Raw genomic sequence first — 18,341 nt, 5'->3', positions numbered from 1 at the left:
GGCGGAACAAGCCGACTGCAAATACGTCGCAAGTCGTCTATCCCACAATGTCCCCCATGACCGCTCCTTATGGCCAGAGCTATGGCCAGCAGCCCCACCCTTAGTACGGCGCCCCCCAGTCTCCCTACGGCGCTCCGCCCCCTCAGGGTCCCATCCGCCCGCGGGTCCTCTGGATCGTTCTCTCCTGGGTGTTCTTCGTCGTCACGCTCGTGGTGGGCGGCGTGATCTTCGCCGGCTCGGCCATCGCCCCCAAGACCACCTTCACCGGCGGCGAGACCGTCAAGGTCGACCTCAACCCGGCCGACAGCCCCGCCATCTGGGCCGCCGCGGGCCAGCCGACCGACGTGTCGTGCCAGGTCACCGGTACCGACGCCAGCCAGAAGATCACCCTGGACAAGGCGGTCGGCACGCAGACCCTCACCCTCGACGGCACCAAGTGGGAGATGCTGTTCACAATCGGCGTCCCGGCGTCCGGTCAGTATCAGGTCGCCTGTGACGGCGAGGGCGTGAAGTTCGGCGTCGGCAAGCAGCTCCTGTCGGCCGCGGGCGACGTGGCGGGCGGTCTGGTGGCCGGGCTGGCCGCGCTCATCCTCGTGCCCGGCTTCGGTTTCCTGCTCGCCCTGATCACCACGATCGTCGTGCTGGTGCGGCGCGGCCGGGCCCGCCGCCGGATGATGGGGATGTACTAACGTTTTCGGCATGTACGAGCGGGACGTGCTCTCCGGAGACTGGCGGCGCCCCAAGAAGGGGACGATCCCGCAGATCCCAGCCGAGCTCGACCTCGTGGTCGAGTGGGCCGACGACGGGTTCTGCGGGGCGGTTGTGGTCTGCGACAAGGAGGCCGTCACCCTGGAGGACCGGTTCGGCCGAAGGCGGCTGTTCCCCCTGGAACCCGCCGCCTTCCTCCTCGACGGCAAGCCCGTCACGCTGGTACGCCCCCAGCAGAAGCCCCAGGGCCCGAGGCGCAGCGCCTCGGGTTCGATCGCGGTCGAGGGCCTGAAGGCCCAGGTGGCCAAGCAGAGCCGGATCTACGTCGAGGGCGTCCACGACGCCGCGCTCGTGGAGAAGATCTGGGGCCACGACCTCCGGGTGGAGGGCGTGGTCGTCGAATACCTCGAAGGGGTCGACCACCTGCCGGAGATCGTCGCCGAGTTCGCGCCGGAGCCCGGCCGCCGGCTCGGCGTGCTGGTCGACCATCTCGTGCCCGGCTCCAAGGAGAGCCGCATCGCGGCCCAGGTGACGGGCCCCCACGTGCTGGTGGCGGGCCACCCGTTCGTGGACGTCTGGCAGGCCGTCAAGCCGTCGGTGCTGGGCATCAAGAGGTGGCCGGACGTGCCGCGTGGGATCCCGTGGAAAGAGGGCGTGATCGCCGCGCTCGGCTGGCGGATGGAGCCCGCCGACGCCTGGCGGCACATCCTCGGCCGGGTGAACAGCTACGCCGACCTGGAGCCCGAACTGCTCGGCCGGGTCGAGGAGCTCATCGACTTCGTCACGTCAGGTCCCTGACCACCGCGTCGGCCAGCAGCCGCCCCTGGAGGGTGAGCGCGGCCCGGCCCTTCTTGAAGGCCTCGACGTCGAGCAGCCCCGTGGCCAGTGCCTTGGCCGCCGCGGGTCTGACCTCTTTGGCCAGGTCGTCGAGGGGGAAGCCGTCGCGCAGGCGCAGTTCGAGCATGACCCGCTCCAGGGTGCGTTCCTCCGCCGAGGTGCGCTCGCGGGCGTGGGCGGGTGAGTGGCCCTCCGCCAGGCGGGCGGCGTAGGCGGACGGGTGTTTGACGTTCCACCAGCGCACGCCGCCGACGTGGCTGTGCGCGCCGGGGCCGGCGCCCCACCAGTCGGCGCCCGACCAGTAGAGCAGGTTGTGGCGGCAGCGGGCCTGCTCGCTCGTGGCCCAGTTGGAGACCTCGTACCAGGAGAAGCCGGCCTTCTCCAGGAGTTCGTCGGCGATCAGGTAGCGGTCGGCGGCCACGTCGTCGTCGGGCATCGGGAGGTCGCCGCGCCGGATGCGGCCGGCCAGGCGGGTGCCGGTCTCGACGATCAGCGAGTAGGCCGACACGTGGTCGGGGCCGGTCGCGATGGCCGCCTCCAGCGAGGCCCGCCAGTCGTCGTCGGTCTCCCCCGGGGTGCCGTAGATCAGATCGAGGTTGACGTGGCCGAACCCCGCCTCCTTCGCCTCCTGGACGGCCTGCGCCGCCCGCCCGGGGGTGTGTTTGCGGTCGAGCACCTGCAGCACGTGGCTGCGCGCGCTCTGCATGCCGAAGGAGATGCGGTTGAGGCCGCCCTCGCGGAGGATCGCCAGCTCACGCGGGCCGACCGACTCGGGGTTGGCCTCCGTGGTGACCTCGGCGTCGTGGTCGAGGCCGAACTCCTCGTGGAGGGCCTTGAGGATGCGTACGAGATCAGTGGGAGGCAGCAGTGTCGGGGTGCCGCCGCCGAAGAACACCGTCGAGACCGGCAGATCGACGTCGCCCAGCACCCGGCGGGCCAGCCGGATCTCCTCGATCACGGTGCCGGCGTAAGCGCTTTGTGAGGCTCCCGACCCTAGCTCCGACGCCGTGTAGGTGTTGAAGTCGCAGTAGCCGCAGCGGGACGCGCAGAAGGGGACGTGCACATAGAAACCGAAGGGGCGCACGCCGAGCGTGGTGAGCGCCGCGGACGGCAGCTCACCTGACGTGGGGACGGTTTCGCCGTCGAGCGACACGGAGGGCACCCGCCCAGTCTGCCCGATGCCCGGAGGTTCATTGACGGGGTCACCGGGACCGCTTTATGATCCCGGCAAACTTACAGGAAACTTTCCTATAAGAAGTGCCTCCTAGCAGCGGAGACAACAGTGCCGAGACTACGCACCCCCCTACTGTTAGCCCTGGTGGCCGCCCTCGTCGCCACCGCCGCGCCCGCCCCGGCCCAGGCCTCCACCGGTTCTTCCGGATACAAGCGGGTGGCCTACTTCATCCAGTGGGGCATCTACGGCCGCAATTACCACGTCAAGGACGTGGACACCAGCGGAGCCGCCGCCAAGATCACCCACATCAACTACGCCTTCGGCTTCGTCAACCAGCAGAGCGAGTGCTACTCGGCCGACCCGTGGGCCGACTGGCAGCGCCCGGTCGCGGCCGAGCAGAGCGTCGACGGCGTGGCCGACGACGGCACCGGCGCCATCGCCGGCAACCTCAACCAGCTCAAGAAGCTGAAGGCCAAGCACCCGGGCCTCAAGGTCCTGATCTCGCTGGGCGGCTGGACCGGCTCCAAGTTCTTCTCGGACGCCGTCCTCACCCCCGCGGCCCGCACCAAGCTGGCCACCTCTTGCATCGACCTGTGGCTGAAGGGCAACCTGCCCGGCGCCGCCCCCGGCGCGGGCGCCGGCGTCTTCGACGGCATCGACCTCGACTGGGAGTGGCCCGGTTCCTCCGGCGAGGTCGGCAACATCATCCGCCCCGAGGACAAGCAGAACTTCACCCTGTTCCTGGCCGAGCTGCGCAGCCAGATGAACGCCTACAACAAGAAGCACGAGCTGACCGCCTTCCTCCCCGCCGCCGCCGCGAAGATCGACGCCGGCTTCGAGGTCAAGAAGGTCTTCTCCTACCTCGACTTCGCCACCGTCCAGGGCTACGACCTGCACGGCCCGTGGGAGCCCGTGACCGGCCACAACGGCAACCTGTTCAACGACCGCAAGGACCCGAACCCGGTCAAGTACAGCGTCGACCAGACGGTGCGTGACTTCATCTCGCGCGGCGCCCCGAAGAAGAAGATCGTCGTCGGCGTGCCCGCCTACGGCCAGGGCTGGACCGGCGTGACCGGCGGCAACGGCCTCTGGAAGCCCGCCACCGGCGCCGCCCCCGGCAAGTGGGCCGCCGGCACCGAAGACTACAAGGACCTGGTGAACAAGCCCGGCAAGCGCCACCGCGACCTGCTGACCGGCGCGCTGTGGCTCTACGACGGCAACGAGTTCTGGTCCTACGACGACCCGATCTCGCTGGTCGAGAAGGCGGCCTACATCAGGCTGAAGGGCCTCGGCGGCTCGATGATGTGGTCGATCGACCAGGACGACAACAAGGCGTCCCTGACCACCGCGCTCTACAAGGTGCTGCGCTGACCCACTGACGAGGGCCGGAGCGCACTGGGTCGCGCTCCGGCCCTTTCCTTTGCCCGTGTACGGCGGTTACGGCACGCGGAACTCGACGACGGACATGCTGCCTGAGGCGTGGGTGGCGACGTGGTCGAGGCCCGCTGTGGTACCCAGTGCGGCGAGTTCGGTGACGCCGCGTTCCTTGCCCGTCATGTAAACGAGGATGCGAAGGTTCATCCGGGTGCCGACCTGGTCGCCGGTGACCTTCTCGATGACGAACACCCGCCCGCCCGGCCCGGCGGCCTCGGCGACCGTGCGGAGGATGGCGATGGACTTCGGTTCGTCCCAGTCGTGGACGATCGCGGTCAGCAGATAACCACCCGCCTTCGCCGGGACCTTCTCGAAGAAGGAGCCCGCGACCGCCGAGGCGCGGGGGCCGAATCTCTCCAGGCGCCGGGCCGCCGTGGCAGCGGTGGCGGGCTGGTCGAAGACCTGGCCGGTGAGCTCGGGGAACCGGTCGAGGAGAACCTCCAGAAGAGTGCCGTCCCCACCTCCGACGTCGACGACGTGTCCCAGCGAGCCCCAGTCGAAGGCGTCGGCGATGTCGGGGGCGTCGGCCGACACGTCCAGGCCCATCTGGTGGTCGTAGTCGGCGGCCTGAGCGCGGGCGTCGGCCCAGAAGTCCGCGCCGTAGAGCCGGGGGTAGGCGGCCTCGCCGGTCTTGACGCTGTGCGGGAGGTGGATGAGGGCCAGGTCTCCCCGGCCGATCATGGATGCGGGGTCGGCGAAGGCGCGGAAGCCGTCGGGGTGGTCGTCGCGCAGCGGATCGCCGAGGTCGGTCAGGTGGTAGCGGTCGCCGGATCTCTCCAGGACACCGATGTGCACGAGATGCGCGAGGAGCCGGGTCAGCGCGTCTTCGTCTGTGGCGGTGAGTTCGGCCAGGTCAGATGCGGCGCGCGGGGCCTTGGCGAGGTGGTCGGCGAGGCGCAGGTGGGCGGCGGTCCTGATGGCCATCGGGGTGATCAGGTCGGCGAGTTCCCAGATTCCGGGCATGGGTCGGCCTCTCTTCGTCGCGGGGGCGAAGGAGGGACATTACTGGGCAGATCTCCCGCGTCGCGATCGAATTCCCGATGGCGACACTCGAACTCGAGGATGTCCTCGGAGCGATCCGGCCCGCTTCGAGCATCCCGATGAACGGCGAATGCCGGACTTCGAGCGGTTCAGGCTCGGGGAGTTCGCCCTTCTCAGAGGTCACATCCCCGAGCGTCAGCCGTCGTCGCAGGCTACTTCTTGGCCTTTTCCACGGCGCTCGTGTCGGTGCTGAGCGCCGCCACGAAAGCTTCCTGGGGGACTTCCACACGGCCGACCATCTTCATGCGCTTCTTGCCCTCTTTCTGCTTTTCGAGGAGCTTGCGCTTTCGGGAGATGTCGCCGCCGTAGCACTTGGCCAGAACGTCTTTGCGGATCGCCCGGATGTTCTCACGCGCGATGACGCGGGCGCCGATGGCCGCCTGGATCGGGACCTCGAACTGCTGGCGGGGGATCAGTTCCTTGAGCTTCTTGGCCATGTCGACGCCGTAGGCGTAGGACTTCTCGCGGTGGACGATCGCCGAGAAGGCGTCGACCGCCTCGCCCTGCAGGAGGATGTCGACCTTGACCAGGTCGGCGTCCTGCTCGCCGGAGGGCTCGTAGTCGAGGGAGGCGTAGCCACGGGTCTTCGACTTCAGCTGGTCGAAGAAGTCGAAGATGATCTCGCCGAGCGGGAGCGTGTAGCGGATCTCGACGCGGTCTTCGCTCAGATAGTCCATGCCCTGGAGGGAGCCTCGGCGGCCCTGGCAGAGCTCCATGATGACGCCGATGAATTCGGAGGGCGCGAGGACGGTCGCCTTGACGACCGGCTCGTAGATCTCGGCGATCTTGCCCTCGGGGAACTCCGACGGGTTGGTCACCACGTGCTTGGTGCCGTCTTCCATGATCACGCGGTAGATGACGTTGGGCGCGGTCGAGATCAGGGCCAGGTTGAACTCGCGCTCCAGGCGCTCGCGCACGATCTCCATGTGGAGCAGGCCGAGGAAGCCGCAGCGGAAGCCGAAGCCCAGCGCGGCCGACGACTCGGGCTCGTAGACCAGGGCGGCGTCGTTGAGGCGCAGCTTGTCGAGGGCCTCGCGGAGCTCGGGGAACTCGTCGCCATCGATCGGGTAGAGGCCCGAGTAGACCATCGGCCTCGGGTGGGCGTAGCCCTCGAGCGCCTTCTCGGCGGGCTTGACCGCCGAGGTGACGGTGTCGCCGACCCGCGACTGGCGGACGTCCTTCACACCGGTGATCAGGTAGCCCACCTCGCCGACGCCGAGGCCACGCTCGGACGGGAGCGGCTCGGGGCTGATGACCCCGATCTCCAGCGTCTCGTGGTGGGCCTTGGTCGACATCATGAGGATGCGCTCGCGCTTGGACAGGTGACCGTCGATCACCCGGACGTAGGTGACCACACCCCGGTAGGTGTCGTAGACCGAGTCGAAGATGAGCGCCCGCGCGGGGGCGTTGGCGTCGCCGACGGGGGCGGGGACCGTGTCGACCACGTGGTCGAGCAGTTCCTTCACGCCGATGCCGGTCTTGCCGGAGACGCGCAGCACGTCGGACGGCTCGCAGCCGATCAGGTTGGCCAGCTCTTCGGCGTATTTCTCCGGCTGGGCGGCCGGCAGGTCGATCTTGTTGAGGACCGGGATGATGTTGAGGTCGTTGTTCATGGCCAGGTAGAGGTTGGCCAGCGTCTGGGCCTCGATGCCCTGGGCCGCGTCGACCAGCAGGACCGCGCCCTCGCACGCCTGCAGCGACCGCGACACCTCATAGGTGAAGTCGACGTGGCCGGGCGTGTCGATCATGTTGAGGACGTGGCCGTTCCACGGCAGCCGGACCGCCTGCGACTTGATGGTGATGCCGCGCTCGCGCTCGATGTCCATGCGGTCGAGGTATTGGGCGCGCATGGATCGGTCGTCGACGACACCGGTGATCTGCAACATCCGGTCGGCAAGCGTTGACTTGCCATGGTCGATGTGCGCGATGATGCAGAAGTTGCGAATCAACGCGGGGTCGGTCTGGCCGGTCTGAGTGCGCACCGAGGTCCGTTTCAGCAGGGTTTGAGGCGGTCGTCGGCTGGCGGGGCAGCCACCCTCCATGGTGGCATGTCCCCATGCTTGCCTCGACCACGCGCCGCCGTGCGCTGCTCGGCTTATTGATCGTCGTGGCTGTTCCGCTGGTGCTCGCGGTGACCGGTATGGCCGTTCTGCGGCTCGACTACCTGGGCACTCCCTCGGCCACGGCGCGTTCCTCGGGGAACGACGCGTTGTGGATGGGGCACATGTGGGTGGACGGGCGGCGTACAGAGAAGGATCTTGAAGAGCTCAAACCCCGGCTGACCCACATGCGGGATCTGTTCGTGCACAGCGGGCCCTACGGCCCCGACGGGCGGCTCGATCCGAATCTGCACCCCAAATCACGAGATTTCCTGAACTGGGCACGCACCCAGCTGCCCGGCGTGCGGGTGCTGCCGTGGCTGGGGCAGACGGTCAACGAGGACGACGAGGGGTTCCTCGACCTCGACGACCCGGCCACCCGGGCCAACATCATCGCGGGCGCCAAGGAGATCGTCGCTCTCGGCTACGACGGGGTGCACTACAACTTCGAGCCGGTCCTGGACGGCGACGCCGCGTACCTGAAACTGCTCGAGGAGACGCGGGTGGCCATCCCGAACGCGCGCATCTCCGTCTCCAGCCACCAGATCGAGCCCTTCCCCGGGACGCTGACCGGCTGGAACGTCGTGGTCGGGCACGGAAAATACTGGTCGGAGTCGTATTTCAAGACGGTGGCCGACCTGGTCGACCAGATCGCGGTCATGACCTACGACTCCTGGACGCCCCTCCAGACCGTCTACGGCGGCTGGGTCGCCCGGCAGGCCCGGATGGCCTTCGAACTGGCCCCCGAATCGACGAATGTGCTGATGGGAGCCCCTGCGTACCATGATCACAAGGTCGGCGTGAGCGACTACGCCGAGAGTGTGGAGATGGCCGCGGAGGGGATGCGGCTGGTGATCAGCGAGACTCCGCGCAAGGACACGGGCCTCGCCCTGTACGTCGACTTCGCCGCCACGGAGCAGGATTGGCGCGAGTACGAAAGCTCATGGGTCCGCCCGGGGAACTGAGGCCTGGTAACCTAGAGAACTGCGTATGGCACGCCCTCTCATCGAGCCAGCGCGACCCATACCATCCCAGACTTCATTTTTGAGGCTTCTTCGTGGCGAACATCAAGTCCCAGATCAAGCGTAACCGGCAGAACGAAAAGGCCCGGATGCGTAACAAGGCGGTCAAGTCGTCCCTGAAGACGGCCGTCCGCAAGTTCCGTGAGGCCGCCGAGACCGGCGACGCCGCCGCGGCGACCGCGGCGATGCTGGCGGCCAGCCGTCAGCTCGACAAGGCTGTGAGCAAGGGTGTCATCCACAAGAACCAGGCCGCCAACCGCAAGTCGGCGATCGCCAAGCGCACCGCCGCTCTCGCGGCCAGCTAGGCACTGCGTTCTCGACGCTTCCGGAAGCCGTGTCCCAGAACCTTGGGACACGGCTTCCGCCGTTACCGAGGCCGATGCCGCGATTCAACCCGTGATATGTCACGTTTTTAATATCACATTGGCATCGCCGCAGCGTACCGGCTAGGTCACCGTCTCACCTGACCCGTCGTCAAGGGTTCCGACTCCCCTATCGTGTGCCGCACATCGGCAAAAACGAAGGAGTCGGTTCATGCGGGGGCGTATTCCGCTGGTCCTGCGGCGCGCTCTCAGCCAGCCGCTCCTCCTCGTCGCCGCGTTCGGCTCGATCCTGCTGGCCACCACGTCGCTCGTGGCGCTGATCATGTACGCCGGCACCGTCGCCGAGGTCGGTGTGCGCCGGACCATGGAGACGGCCCCGATCAAGACCACCTCGGCCAGGGTCACCTCACCGGTCGACGCGAAGACCTATCCCGAGCGCGACGCACTCGTCCGCGGCGAGCTCGCGAAGACCTACGGTGACGTGCCCGCCGACGTCACGCTCAGCATCCGCTCCGACTCCTACGCCATGCCGGGCCAGGAGAAGCTGGAGCAGCCCGAGCTGACCCGGTTCGCGACCTACCAGAACTTCGACCGGCACGCCCACCTCGTCTCCGGAGCCTGGCCGACCGCTTCGCCGTCGGGCGCGGTGCAGGTCGCGCTGTCGCAGCCGGCCGCGCAGACGATGAACCTGGCCACCGGCGCGACCTTCACGATCACGGGGCGGCTCGACTCCAAGCCGGTCGACGTGCTGGTCAGCGGGATCTACCAGCTGAACGACCCCTACAGCGACCGGTGGAACGGCGACGAGCTGCTGCGGCGGGGTTCGGAGATCCGCAACTACACGACGTTCGGGCCGATGATGACCGCGCCGGAGACGTTCGTGCAGCGGTTCGCGACGAACGTGACGGCGACCTGGTTCGCGGTGCCCGACCTGCGGAACCTGCCGCGCGAGGAGCTGCGGCCCTTCGCCGAGTCGGTCGCGGGGCTGAACAACGAGCTCAAGAAGGAGTGCTCGGCCTGCTCGGCGAACAGCAACCTGCCCGAGATGCTGGGCCAGCTCGACCAGGCCGCGCTCGTGGCCAGGTCGACGATGCTGGTGCCGGTGCTGCAGCTGCTGGTGCTGGCGGCGTACGCGCTGATGCTGACGGCGCGGCTGCTGGCCGACCACCGGCGGATGGAAGTGGCGCTGCTGCGCTCGCGCGGCGCCGGGTCGCTGCGCCTCGGGCTGCTGGCGGGGGCCGAGTCGCTGCTGGTGGCGCTGCCGTGCGCGATCGTGGCGCCGTTCCTGGCGCCGCCGGTGCTGACGCTCATCGGGTCGCTGCCGTGGTTGCAGGCGACCGGGGTGCGGCTCACTCCCACGCCCGATCTGTCGACCTTCCTGATCGCGGCGGGGGTCGCGATCGCGTGTGCGGTGCTGCTGGCGCTGCCGGCGTTGCGGGGGGCGCGGCGGACGTACATAGAAGAACAGTCTTCGCGTGGACGCGGTGACAAGCAGGGCATCATCCAGCGCGCCGGTGGCGACCTGGTCCTGCTCGTCGTCGCGGCCATCGCGGTCTGGCAGCTCCAGAGGTACGGCGCTCCGGTCACGTCCACGTCGAGCGGCGGGCTCGGTATCGACCCGCTGATCGTGACGGGACCGGCACTGGCCCTTCTGTGCGGGGGCATGCTGGGCCTGCGGCTCGTCCCTATCGTCTCGGGCATCGCCGAACGGTGGACGAGCCGCAGGTCCAGTCTCGCGCCGGCGCTGGGCGCCTGGCAGGTCAGCCGCCGCCCGCTGCGTTATTCGGGGCCGGTGCTGCTGCTGACCATGGCCATCGCGATCGGCGTCGTGTCGATCGCGACCGCAGCGACCTGGCGCGGCTCCCAGCTCGACCAGGCCCGCCACATCGCCGCCGCCGACCTGCGGGTCGCCGGGCCGGTCGCGGGCACCGAACTCGGCTCGCTCGGACGAGCGGGCACCTACGCCGCGCTGCCGGGCGTCACCAGGATCAGCCCGGTCTACCGGGGCACGATCGAGACGGGCGACGACGACGCGGTGTTCCTGGCCGCCGACGCGGGCCGCCTCGACGGGCTGCTGCACCTGCGCCCCGACCTGACCGCGCTGACCGTGCCGGAACTCGCGGGCGAGCTCTCATCGTCCCGCCCCGACGCCGCCTCGATCGAGGTGCCCGGCGAGCCCGCCGCGCTGAAGCTGGGGGTCCGGCTCACGCTCGACGACCCGGCCCGCTCGGACGGCTACACGGGCCTGGCGCTGCGCCTGGTGGTCCGCGACAGCCTCGGCACCCGCGCCGAGGCGCGGACCGGTCTGCTCACCCCCGACGGCCGGGCCCACCAGCTCACCGCCGACCTGAAGACGCTGGCCGGGCGCGCCGGCACGATCGCCTACCCGCTGACGATCGAGGGCGTGCTGCTCGACGTGCCGATCCCGCCCGTGGGGACGCCGATCACGGTGGCCGTCGACGCGGTCACCACCGACGCGGGGACCGCGCTGGCCACGCCGTCCTGGACGGTCGCGCAGCGCGGCAAGCAGAACCTGGGCAAACCGGCCGTCACCCCCGGCGGGTTCCTGACGCTGAAGACCGACCAGCCGGTCGCGCACCCCGCCGACGTCCCGGTCGAGTCGGAGCACTTCGCGCTGGCGCCCAGTCCGGCGGCCCCGCCGACGCTGCCCGTCGCGGTCACCGCCGATCTGGCCGCCGAGGCCAAGCTCGTGATCGGCAAGACGACGACCATGGCGATCGACGGCACGCCGACCCCGGTCACGCCGATCGCCTTCCTGGACGCGATGCCGGGGACCGAGGGCGACCAGCCGGCCGTGCTCGCCGATCTGGAGACCGTCCAGGCCCGGGACCTGGCCGGGGCGTACAGCCCCCACCAGGCCACGGAGTGGTGGCTCGCCACCGACGGCCCGAGGGCCGAGGCGGAGATGGCCAGGCACCTCGAATGGGACCAGACGATCGTCTCGCGGGCCGCGCTGACCACCCAGCTCCAGGACGACCCGCTGGCCAGCGGCCTGCAGGGCGCGCTCATCCTGGGCTTCGCGGCGGCGCTGGTCTTCGCGGTGCTCGGCTTCCTCGTCAACGCGGCCGTCGCGGCCCGCGAACGCGCCACCGAGTTCGCGCTGCTGCGCGCGCTCGGGGTGAGCTTCAACCAGGTCTTCGGGCTGCTCGCCGTCGAGCAGACCTTCATCATCGGCCTTTCCCTGCTGGGCGGTACGGCTCTCGCGGTCGCCGTGGCCACCCTCGTCGTGCCGCACATCGTGCTCACCGGTCAGGCGACCGCGGTGACGCCGGGGGTGCTGCTGGACATCCCGTGGGGCGCGACGACCGCCCTGCTGGCGGCGGTGGCGCTGTTGCTGTTCGCGGTGGTCGCGGGCCTGGCCCGCACGCTCCGCCGCCAGGGTCTCGGCCGCGCGCTGCGCATCGGGGAGGACTGAGTGAACGTCTGGCAGCTCGTCAAGGTGCACCGGGCCGCCGCGCTGGTGCTGGCGCTGCTGGCGCTGTCGGCGTCGTTGCTGCTCGCGGCGTTGCCGAGGGGGTTCGAGAAGGCCTACGACGAGGCCGTGCGCGGCATGCTCGGCGACGTCTCCGCCCAGCAGACCGACCTGGCCGTGACCGCGCGCCCGAACGCGCCCGAGTCGCTGGTCTCCCAGCCGGGCGACTTCGAGACCCGCTATGCGGAGCTCGGCCGGAGCCTTCCGCCGAACCTCCGCAAGGTCGTCGTCCCGCTCGGTCAGGGCACCTCCCACTTCTCCGCCAAGACCAACGGCACCCCGGTCGACATCCGTCTCGACGGCTCCACGGGGCCCTCCCACGAGTACGTCGACTTCGCCTGGCTGCCCGGCGCGGCGAACCGGGTGAAGTGGGTCGAGGGCACGCCGCCCGGCCCCTCGTCGACGCTCGCCCGGGTGCCGGGGCAACCCGAACTGCGGGACCTGAAAGTGATCGAGATCGGGCTCGTCGCCGAGGCCCGCGACAAGATGAACATCAAGGTCGGCGCGACCCTGCTCCTCGGCAACAGCTACCCGGTCGTGGCCCGCGTCACCGGAATCTACGAGGTCACCGACCGCGCCGACCGGTTCTGGGAGCACAACTACGAGGTCACCCGCGCGGTCATCCGGCCGATCCCCGGGGACACCGAGAGCGAGTGGCTGACCACGGGCCTGGTGAGCGACGAGGGCCTGGCGAGCCTCGACGAGCGGCGCGAGCTCGGCTACTCGTGGGTCTACGGGCTGAACCGCGACACGGTCAGCTCCGCCGACGTGAAGGCGATGGTCGCCCAGGTCGACGACTACAAGCGGATCCTGACCGACCTGTCGGGGGGCCGCGCCGGCAGCCCGTTCGACCTGCGCTTCGGCCTCGAGACCGGTCTCGATCTGGTCCTGACCAACTTCCTGACCGTGCTGCGCACCGCCGAGACCCTGCTCTACCTGCTGCTCGGCGGGCTCGCGGTGGTGTCGATCGGGGTGCTGGCCCTCGCCGTCCAGTTGCTCACCGAGCGGATGCGCACGGCCCTTTCCCTGGTACGCGCCCGCGGCGCCTCCCTCGGCCAGGTCGTCAGGACCGGGGTCGGGGTGATCGCGCTGGGCGTGGCGCCCGCCGCCCTGCTCGGCTACGGCCTGTCCTACCTGGTGACCGGCCCGTCGTCGCTGCTCGGGCACCTCGTCCCGGTCGTGCTGAGCCTGACGACGATCCTGTTCGCGACCGGCCGGCTCGCGCTGGCGCATCGGCGTCCCCTGAAGGACGCCCGTTCAGATCTCGTGTCGGTACGCCCCTCTCCCCGCCGCATCGCCCTGGAGTTCCTCGTGGTGCTGCTCGGCGCGGGCGGGGCCTACCTGCTGCGCACGCGGGGAGTGGCGAGCGACGCCCAAGAGCTGGGCGCCGACCCGTTGCTGATGCTGGCGCCCGCCGGGCTCGCCCTGGCGGCCGGGATCCTGACCCTGCGGCTCTACCCCCTGCCGCTGAAGCTGTTCACGAAGATCGCCGGACGGCGTCCGGGGGCGGTCCCGTTCCTCGGCCTCACGCTGGCCGCCCGGTCGCGCGGCGGGGCGGCGCTGCCGGTGCTGATCCTGCTGCCCGCGCTGGCCGTGTCGGTGTTCGGGGCGCTGGTGTCGGGCGCGATCTCCGACACGCAGAGCCGGGCCGCCTGGCAGGACGTCGGCGCGTCCGCCCGGGTCGAAAGGTCCGCCGAGATCCCCGAGGACGTGGTCGCCAGGGTCGAGGCGCTGCCCGGGGTGAACTCGGTGGTGCGGGCCGGCAAGGGCAACGTCCAGGTCGAGGTCGGCGGGCTCCGGGCCACCGTGGTCTCCATCGACCTGAAGGACTACCGCGAACTCGTCGCCGACTCGCCGCTGACGGTGCCCGATGCCCCTCGTGGACTCGGCATCCCGGCGTTGATGTCGAAGACGCTGACGCCGTACACGGAGCTCGAGATCGGGTGGCACACCCGGATGAAGCTCCGCAACATGGGCCGGCTCGACGAGCTTCCCGGGTTGTCGTTCCCCAATGACAACCTCATCGTGATGCCGTTCGACGGGCCGAAGCGGGCGGGGCTGCGGACGTACACGAACATGCTTCTCATCGACGGCGACGTCGACCGCGCGACCCTGGAGCGCACGGTGGGCCTTTCCGACACGGAGATCGAGACCTACGCGACCTCGCTGACCGACGTCCAGAACGCCCCGCTGGCCGGCGCCATCACGGTCGCCTTCACCATCGCGACCCTGGCCATGGGCGTCTACGCACTGGTCGCGGTGATCGTGGCCCTGGTCATCGGTGCCGCCGACCGCACCAAGGCGCTGTCGTTCCTGCGTACGCTGGGTCTGTCCCAGCAGCAGGCCCGCACGCTGACCGTGCTGGAGGTGGCTCCGCTGATCGTCCTGACCGCCGTGGCCGGTCTCGCGCTCGGCCTGACACTGCCCCTGGTGCTCGGCCCCGGACTCGACCTGTCGGCGTTCGCGGGCCTGACCGTCACCGACTTCCCGCTGACCTTCACCACGCCCGCCCTGCTGGCGGCAGGGCTGGCCGCCGTCTCCATCCTCGGCGCCTTCGCCCACGCGACCGCCGGCCGCCGCGTGACCACCGCACTCCGAGTGGGGGAATCCTCATGACCACACTGTCCGATCTGGAGGCCCAGGCGACGCGGCACAAGCCCGCGTTCGGCGAGCACGCCCACATCCTGTGCGACAACCTGGTCCGCATCTACAAGACCGAGGGCGTGGAAGTGGTCGCCCTCCAGGGCCTCGACCTCCTGATCGAGAAGGGCGAGCTGATCGCCATCGTGGGGGCGTCGGGCTCGGGCAAGTCGACCCTGCTTAACGTGCTCTCGGGCCTGGACATCCCCACCGCCGGGCTGGCGCGGGTGGCCGGGATGGACCTGCTGTCGATGACGGCCAAGGACCGGCTGCACTACCGGCGCTCGGTGGTCGGCTTCATCTGGCAGCAGACCGCGCGCAACCTGCTCCCCTATCTGACCGCGCGCGAGAACGTCATGCTGCCGATGAAACTGGCCGGCAAGAAGGCCGGTCGCGACCGCGCCGACGAACTGCTGGAACTGCTCGGCGTGGCCGACTGCGCGCCCCGGCGGCCGGGCCAGATGTCCGGCGGCGAGCAGCAGCGGGTCGCCATCGCGGTCGCTCTGGCCAACTCCCCCGAGGTGATCCTGGCCGACGAGCCCACGGGCGAACTCGACAGCGACACCTCCGAAGAGGTGTTCGGCGCGCTGCGGCGGGCCAACCGGGAACTGGGCGTGACCGCCGTGATCGTGACCCACGACCCCCTGGTGTCGGAGCAGGTCGACCGCACGGTAGGCATCCGCGACGGCCGGACCTCCAGCGAGACGCTGCGCCGCACGTCCGAAGACGGCGACGTGATCGCCGAGGAGTACGCGGTCCTCGACCGGGTGGGCCGCCTGCAGCTCCCCCGTGACTTCACGAACGCGCTGGAGATGGAGCGGCGCGTACGGCTCGAACTCGAGCGCGACCACATCGGGGTGTGGCCGGCCGGCGCTGGTGAGGAGAACGGCGAATGAGCGAACCACTGGTGGTGGTGGACGGCCTGCGCAAGGTCTACCCGCGCGGAGTCGAGGCGCTGCGCGGCGTGTCCTTCGAGGCCTTCCCCGGCGAACTGATCGCCGTCCGGGGCCGGTCGGGGTCGGGCAAGACGACCCTGCTGAACCTGCTCGGCGGCCTCGACGCCCCCACGGAGGGCCGGGTCGTCGTCGACGGGAAAGAGGTGACCTCGCTTCCCGAGGCGGGCCTGCTGGCCCTGCGGCGAGACGTGGTCGGGTTCGTCTTCCAGTCGTTCGGCCTCATCCCGGTGCTGTCGGCCGCGGAGAACGTCGGCGTGCCGATGCGGCTGAGCCGGACGGCCCCCGCCGAGCGGGACGAACGCGTCAAAGCGCTGCTCGCCCTGGTCGGGCTGGAGGCGCACGCCAACCAGCGGCCCTACGAGCTGTCGGGCGGTCAGCAGCAGCGGGTGGCGATCGCGCGGTCGCTGGCGAACCGGCCGAAGCTGCTGATCGCGGACGAGCCCACGGGGCAGCTCGACTCTCAGACGGCCCGGCAGATCATGCAGCTCATCCGCGCTCTGGTGCGGAGTGAGGGGGTCACCGCGGTGGTGGCGACCCACGACCCGAGCCTGATCACCCTGGCGGACCGGGTTCTGGAGCTACGGGACGGTGTCTTTCTCGAGGTGGAGCCAGCCACGTCCTGATGACGTCGAGATCGGCGTCGGTGAGACCGTGTTCGGGGTTGACCTTGAGAAGCAGGGCCTCGGCGTCGTGGTGGCGGGCCACCCAGGTGACGTCGACGTCGGTCATCTCGTCGTCCACCCAGACGAAGGGGCGGCCTTCGGTCCACGCGACCAGGTGCCGGGTCTTCCAGTGGAGTTCCCCCCATTCGTCGGCGTCGGACCAGTCGACGTAGGGGAGATCGGGAAGGCCGAGGATGGGCGCGATGACGTCGTTGGCGTGGGAGGTCCAGGTGGTGGCCCAGACGAGTTCGCACGGGAGGGCGGCGAGCTTGGGGCCCAGGGCGGGGTCGAGCCGGGCGAGCAACGGGCTCACGCCTGAGAGGACATGGGCGTTCCTCGTGGCGTGCTGACTCCCGAAGGGGATGAGCGGGCCATCTACGTCCAGAAAGAGAATCGGCAGATCGCCGGGCATTTCCGGAGCATACGCGGCAAATCGCGAGTGCCGGCCATTGTGACCTGAAGCGCGGGCCGTCAATGGCCTTTCGGGCGTGACCCTTCTCGGCTGAGCGGATCTCGGCACCGCCGCGCATGATGGTCACACCGCCGATGTTGACCAGGGGTACCGCCCGAGCGTCCCCCGAACACCTCCGGATGCTGGTCGGCGTACCCCCATCGAAAACAGCAGGTCCTCGCGACCCCTCGGGTCCGGACAACAACCGGAACCCGAACGGCGTCCACCGCCGTTCCCTCTCCCCTCCGTCGGCCTGGAGGTCCGAGATGCGTCGGCAGTCACTCAGGTCTTCCCCCGCTGATCGCAGGGTCCGCCCTGAGTAGGCCGGCGACTTGGCGGTGGAACCGTCAGCGGCCGTCCCAGGTCGAGTCGACCACCTTGATCGGACACTGCGGCATGTCCGGGTCTTGCCTGCATGGAAGGTCCGAAGAGAGTAGGAGACGGCCCTCAGCTGATCAGCATCCAGCCATGTTCGGTCAGGCGGTCATACGTCGGAGATCGTTCCCGTCTCGCCCGCGGCTGCTGCCGGGCGTCAGCGGCCGTTTCGGCTGCGGACGATGGTCTGGACGGTGTTCTCCAACGCGTAGGCCGCGTCGGTGCCGCCACCCTTGACCTGTTCGTCTGCCGACGCCACCGCCTGGATCGCCCGGGTCAGACCTTCCGGGCCCCATCCGTTCAGCTGGCGGCGGGCGTTGCGGATCTTCCAGGGGGGCATGCCCAGACGGCCCGCGAGCTGGTTCTCGTTGGCGTTCCTGGGGGCGCCCGACACCTTCCCGAGGCCGCGCAGGCCGCCTGCCAGGGCGCTGACGATCAGCACCGGGGCCACGCCGGTCGACAGGGCCCAGCGCAGTTGCTCCAGGGCTTCGGCGAGTTTGCCCTCGATCGCCATGTCGGCGACGTTGAAGCCGCTCACCTCGGCCCGGCCCCGGTGGTAGCGGGCCACGGCGGCCTCACCGACCGTCTTCTCCTGGGTGTCGAAGGCCAGCTGGCTGCAGGCCGCCGCCAGTTCGCGCAGGTCGCTGCCGACCGCGTCGAGCAGGGCGTGGGCGGCGGCGGGCGCGATCGTACGGCCGAGACTGCGGAACTCGTTGCGGATGAAGTCGATGCGTTCGCCCGCCTTGGTGAGCTTGGTGACCGTGACCACCTGCGCGCCGGACTTCTTCAGCCCGTCGACCAGCGCCTTGCCCTTCACCCCGCCCGGATGGACCAGGATGAGGGTCATGTCGTCGGAAGGATGGGCGGCGTATCTGACCGTCTCGGTGACGACGTCTTTCGTCAGGTCCTGGGCGTTGCGGATCACCACGACCGCACGGTCGCCGAACAGCGAGGGCGACATCAACCGAGTCAGCTCGCCGGGCTCTACCTTCCCGCCGGTGAGGTCATGGACTTCGGCGTTGGGCTCCGCGACACGTACGGCCGAGACGACCGACGCGACCGCCCGGTCGGCGAGCAGTTCCTCGTCACCCGACACGAGCGTCACCGGCGCGTTCCCCATCCCGGC

The 18,341-nt window shown here is 69.7% G+C and carries 14 protein-coding genes; 9 read left to right on the top strand and 5 right to left on the bottom strand.

The features are described 5' to 3' along the window. Nucleotides 1–188: 188 nt before the first annotated feature. On the top strand, nt 189–689 hold the full coding sequence (locus AW272_RS16080) for a hypothetical protein (RefSeq protein ID WP_083958366.1): 501 nt from the start codon (nt 189–191) through the stop codon (nt 687–689). A gap of 10 nt (nt 690–699) precedes the next feature. After that, entirely contained in the window at nt 700–1,506 is an 807-nt protein-coding gene (locus tag AW272_RS16075; RefSeq protein ID WP_083958365.1) for a DUF3097 domain-containing protein, read from the top strand. Here the strand turns inward: AW272_RS16075 and hemW are convergent. Beyond that, complete coding sequence (hemW, locus tag AW272_RS16070; RefSeq protein WP_066365299.1) at nt 1,490–2,707, bottom strand: radical SAM family heme chaperone HemW; 1,218 nt, start codon at nt 2,705–2,707, stop codon at nt 1,490–1,492. The two genes, AW272_RS16075 and hemW, sit on opposite strands and share 17 nt — an antisense overlap. A 156-nt stretch (nt 2,708–2,863) precedes the next feature. On the opposite strand from hemW, the gene AW272_RS16065 reads away from it, so the two are divergent. Further along, complete coding sequence (locus AW272_RS16065) at nt 2,864–4,090, top strand: glycoside hydrolase family 18 protein (protein WP_245657570.1); 1,227 nt, start codon at nt 2,864–2,866, stop codon at nt 4,088–4,090. A 66-nt stretch (nt 4,091–4,156) separates the two neighbouring features. Here AW272_RS16065 and AW272_RS16060 read toward each other — a convergent pair whose 3' ends face one another. Then, nucleotides 4,157–5,116 carry a methyltransferase gene (locus tag AW272_RS16060; RefSeq protein ID WP_066365287.1) on the bottom strand — a complete coding sequence of 320 codons (960 nt, stop codon included), beginning with the start codon at nt 5,114–5,116 and terminating at the stop codon, nt 4,157–4,159. Nucleotides 5,117–5,346: 230 nt separating this feature from the next. Further along, nucleotides 5,347–7,176: a translation elongation factor 4 gene (lepA, locus tag AW272_RS16055; RefSeq protein ID WP_066365285.1), complete on the bottom strand. Its 1,830-nt coding sequence runs from the start codon at nt 7,174–7,176 to the stop codon at nt 5,347–5,349. 74 nt (nt 7,177–7,250) lie between these two features. Here lepA and AW272_RS16050 point away from each other — a divergent pair, with 74 nt between their 5' ends. From AW272_RS16050 to AW272_RS16025, 6 genes are all read left to right on the top strand, one after another. Then, complete coding sequence (locus AW272_RS16050; RefSeq protein ID WP_066365283.1) at nt 7,251–8,258, top strand: glycoside hydrolase family 18 protein; 1,008 nt, start codon at nt 7,251–7,253, stop codon at nt 8,256–8,258. 92 nt (nt 8,259–8,350) lie between these two features. Then, nucleotides 8,351–8,620, top strand: a complete 270-nt coding sequence (gene rpsT, locus AW272_RS16045; protein ID WP_066365280.1) for a 30S ribosomal protein S20 — start codon at nt 8,351–8,353, stop codon at nt 8,618–8,620. A gap of 229 nt (nt 8,621–8,849) precedes the next feature. Then, nucleotides 8,850–12,074, top strand: coding sequence for an FtsX-like permease family protein (locus AW272_RS16040; protein ID WP_066365277.1), 3,225 nt, complete (start codon nt 8,850–8,852; stop codon nt 12,072–12,074). After that, entirely contained in the window at nt 12,075–14,747 is a 2,673-nt protein-coding gene (locus AW272_RS16035; protein ID WP_066365275.1) for an ABC transporter permease family protein, read from the top strand. After that, nucleotides 14,744–15,667: an ABC transporter ATP-binding protein gene (locus AW272_RS16030; protein WP_066365274.1), complete on the top strand. Its 924-nt coding sequence runs from the start codon at nt 14,744–14,746 to the stop codon at nt 15,665–15,667. The genes AW272_RS16035 and AW272_RS16030 overlap by 4 nt, the downstream gene beginning before the upstream one ends. Further along, nucleotides 15,664–16,350, top strand: coding sequence for an ABC transporter ATP-binding protein (locus AW272_RS16025; RefSeq protein WP_066365273.1), 687 nt, complete (start codon nt 15,664–15,666; stop codon nt 16,348–16,350). Before AW272_RS16030 ends, AW272_RS16025 begins: the two co-directional genes overlap by 4 nt. On the opposite strand, the gene AW272_RS16020 is transcribed toward AW272_RS16025, so the two are convergent. After that, complete coding sequence (locus tag AW272_RS16020; RefSeq protein ID WP_066365271.1) at nt 16,280–16,801, bottom strand: HAD domain-containing protein; 522 nt, start codon at nt 16,799–16,801, stop codon at nt 16,280–16,282. The two genes, AW272_RS16025 and AW272_RS16020, sit on opposite strands and share 71 nt — an antisense overlap. Before the next feature lie 571 nt (nt 16,802–17,372). Further along, nucleotides 17,373–18,335, bottom strand: a complete 963-nt coding sequence (gene holA / locus AW272_RS16015; RefSeq protein WP_066365270.1) for a DNA polymerase III subunit delta — start codon at nt 18,333–18,335, stop codon at nt 17,373–17,375. Nucleotides 18,336–18,341 lie beyond the last annotated feature (6 nt).

The organism is Herbidospora mongoliensis (genome assembly GCF_001570545.1).
GTDB lineage: Bacteria > Actinomycetota > Actinomycetes > Streptosporangiales > Streptosporangiaceae > Herbidospora > Herbidospora mongoliensis.
This window is presented reverse-complemented; position numbering and strand designations above follow the sequence as displayed.

What these genes read in the sequence shown, in the direction of transcription:
- AW272_RS16075 (WP_083958365.1), top strand. Translation starts at nt 700, where the DNA reads ATGTACGAGCGGGACGTGCTCTCCGGAGACTGGCGGCGCCCCAAGAAG.
- AW272_RS16060 (WP_066365287.1), bottom strand. Translation starts at nt 5,116, where the DNA reads ATGCCCGGAATCTGGGAACTCGCCGACCTGATCACCCCGATGGCCATC.
- AW272_RS16050 (WP_066365283.1), top strand. Translation starts at nt 7,251, where the DNA reads ATGCTTGCCTCGACCACGCGCCGCCGTGCGCTGCTCGGCTTATTGATC.
- AW272_RS16040 (WP_066365277.1), top strand. Translation starts at nt 8,850, where the DNA reads ATGCGGGGGCGTATTCCGCTGGTCCTGCGGCGCGCTCTCAGCCAGCCG.
- AW272_RS16030 (WP_066365274.1), top strand. Translation starts at nt 14,744, where the DNA reads ATGACCACACTGTCCGATCTGGAGGCCCAGGCGACGCGGCACAAGCCC.
- AW272_RS16025 (WP_066365273.1), top strand. Translation starts at nt 15,664, where the DNA reads ATGAGCGAACCACTGGTGGTGGTGGACGGCCTGCGCAAGGTCTACCCG.
- AW272_RS16020 (WP_066365271.1), bottom strand. Translation starts at nt 16,801, where the DNA reads ATGCCCGGCGATCTGCCGATTCTCTTTCTGGACGTAGATGGCCCGCTC.
- holA (WP_066365270.1), bottom strand. Translation starts at nt 18,335, where the DNA reads ATGGGGAACGCGCCGGTGACGCTCGTGTCGGGTGACGAGGAACTGCTC.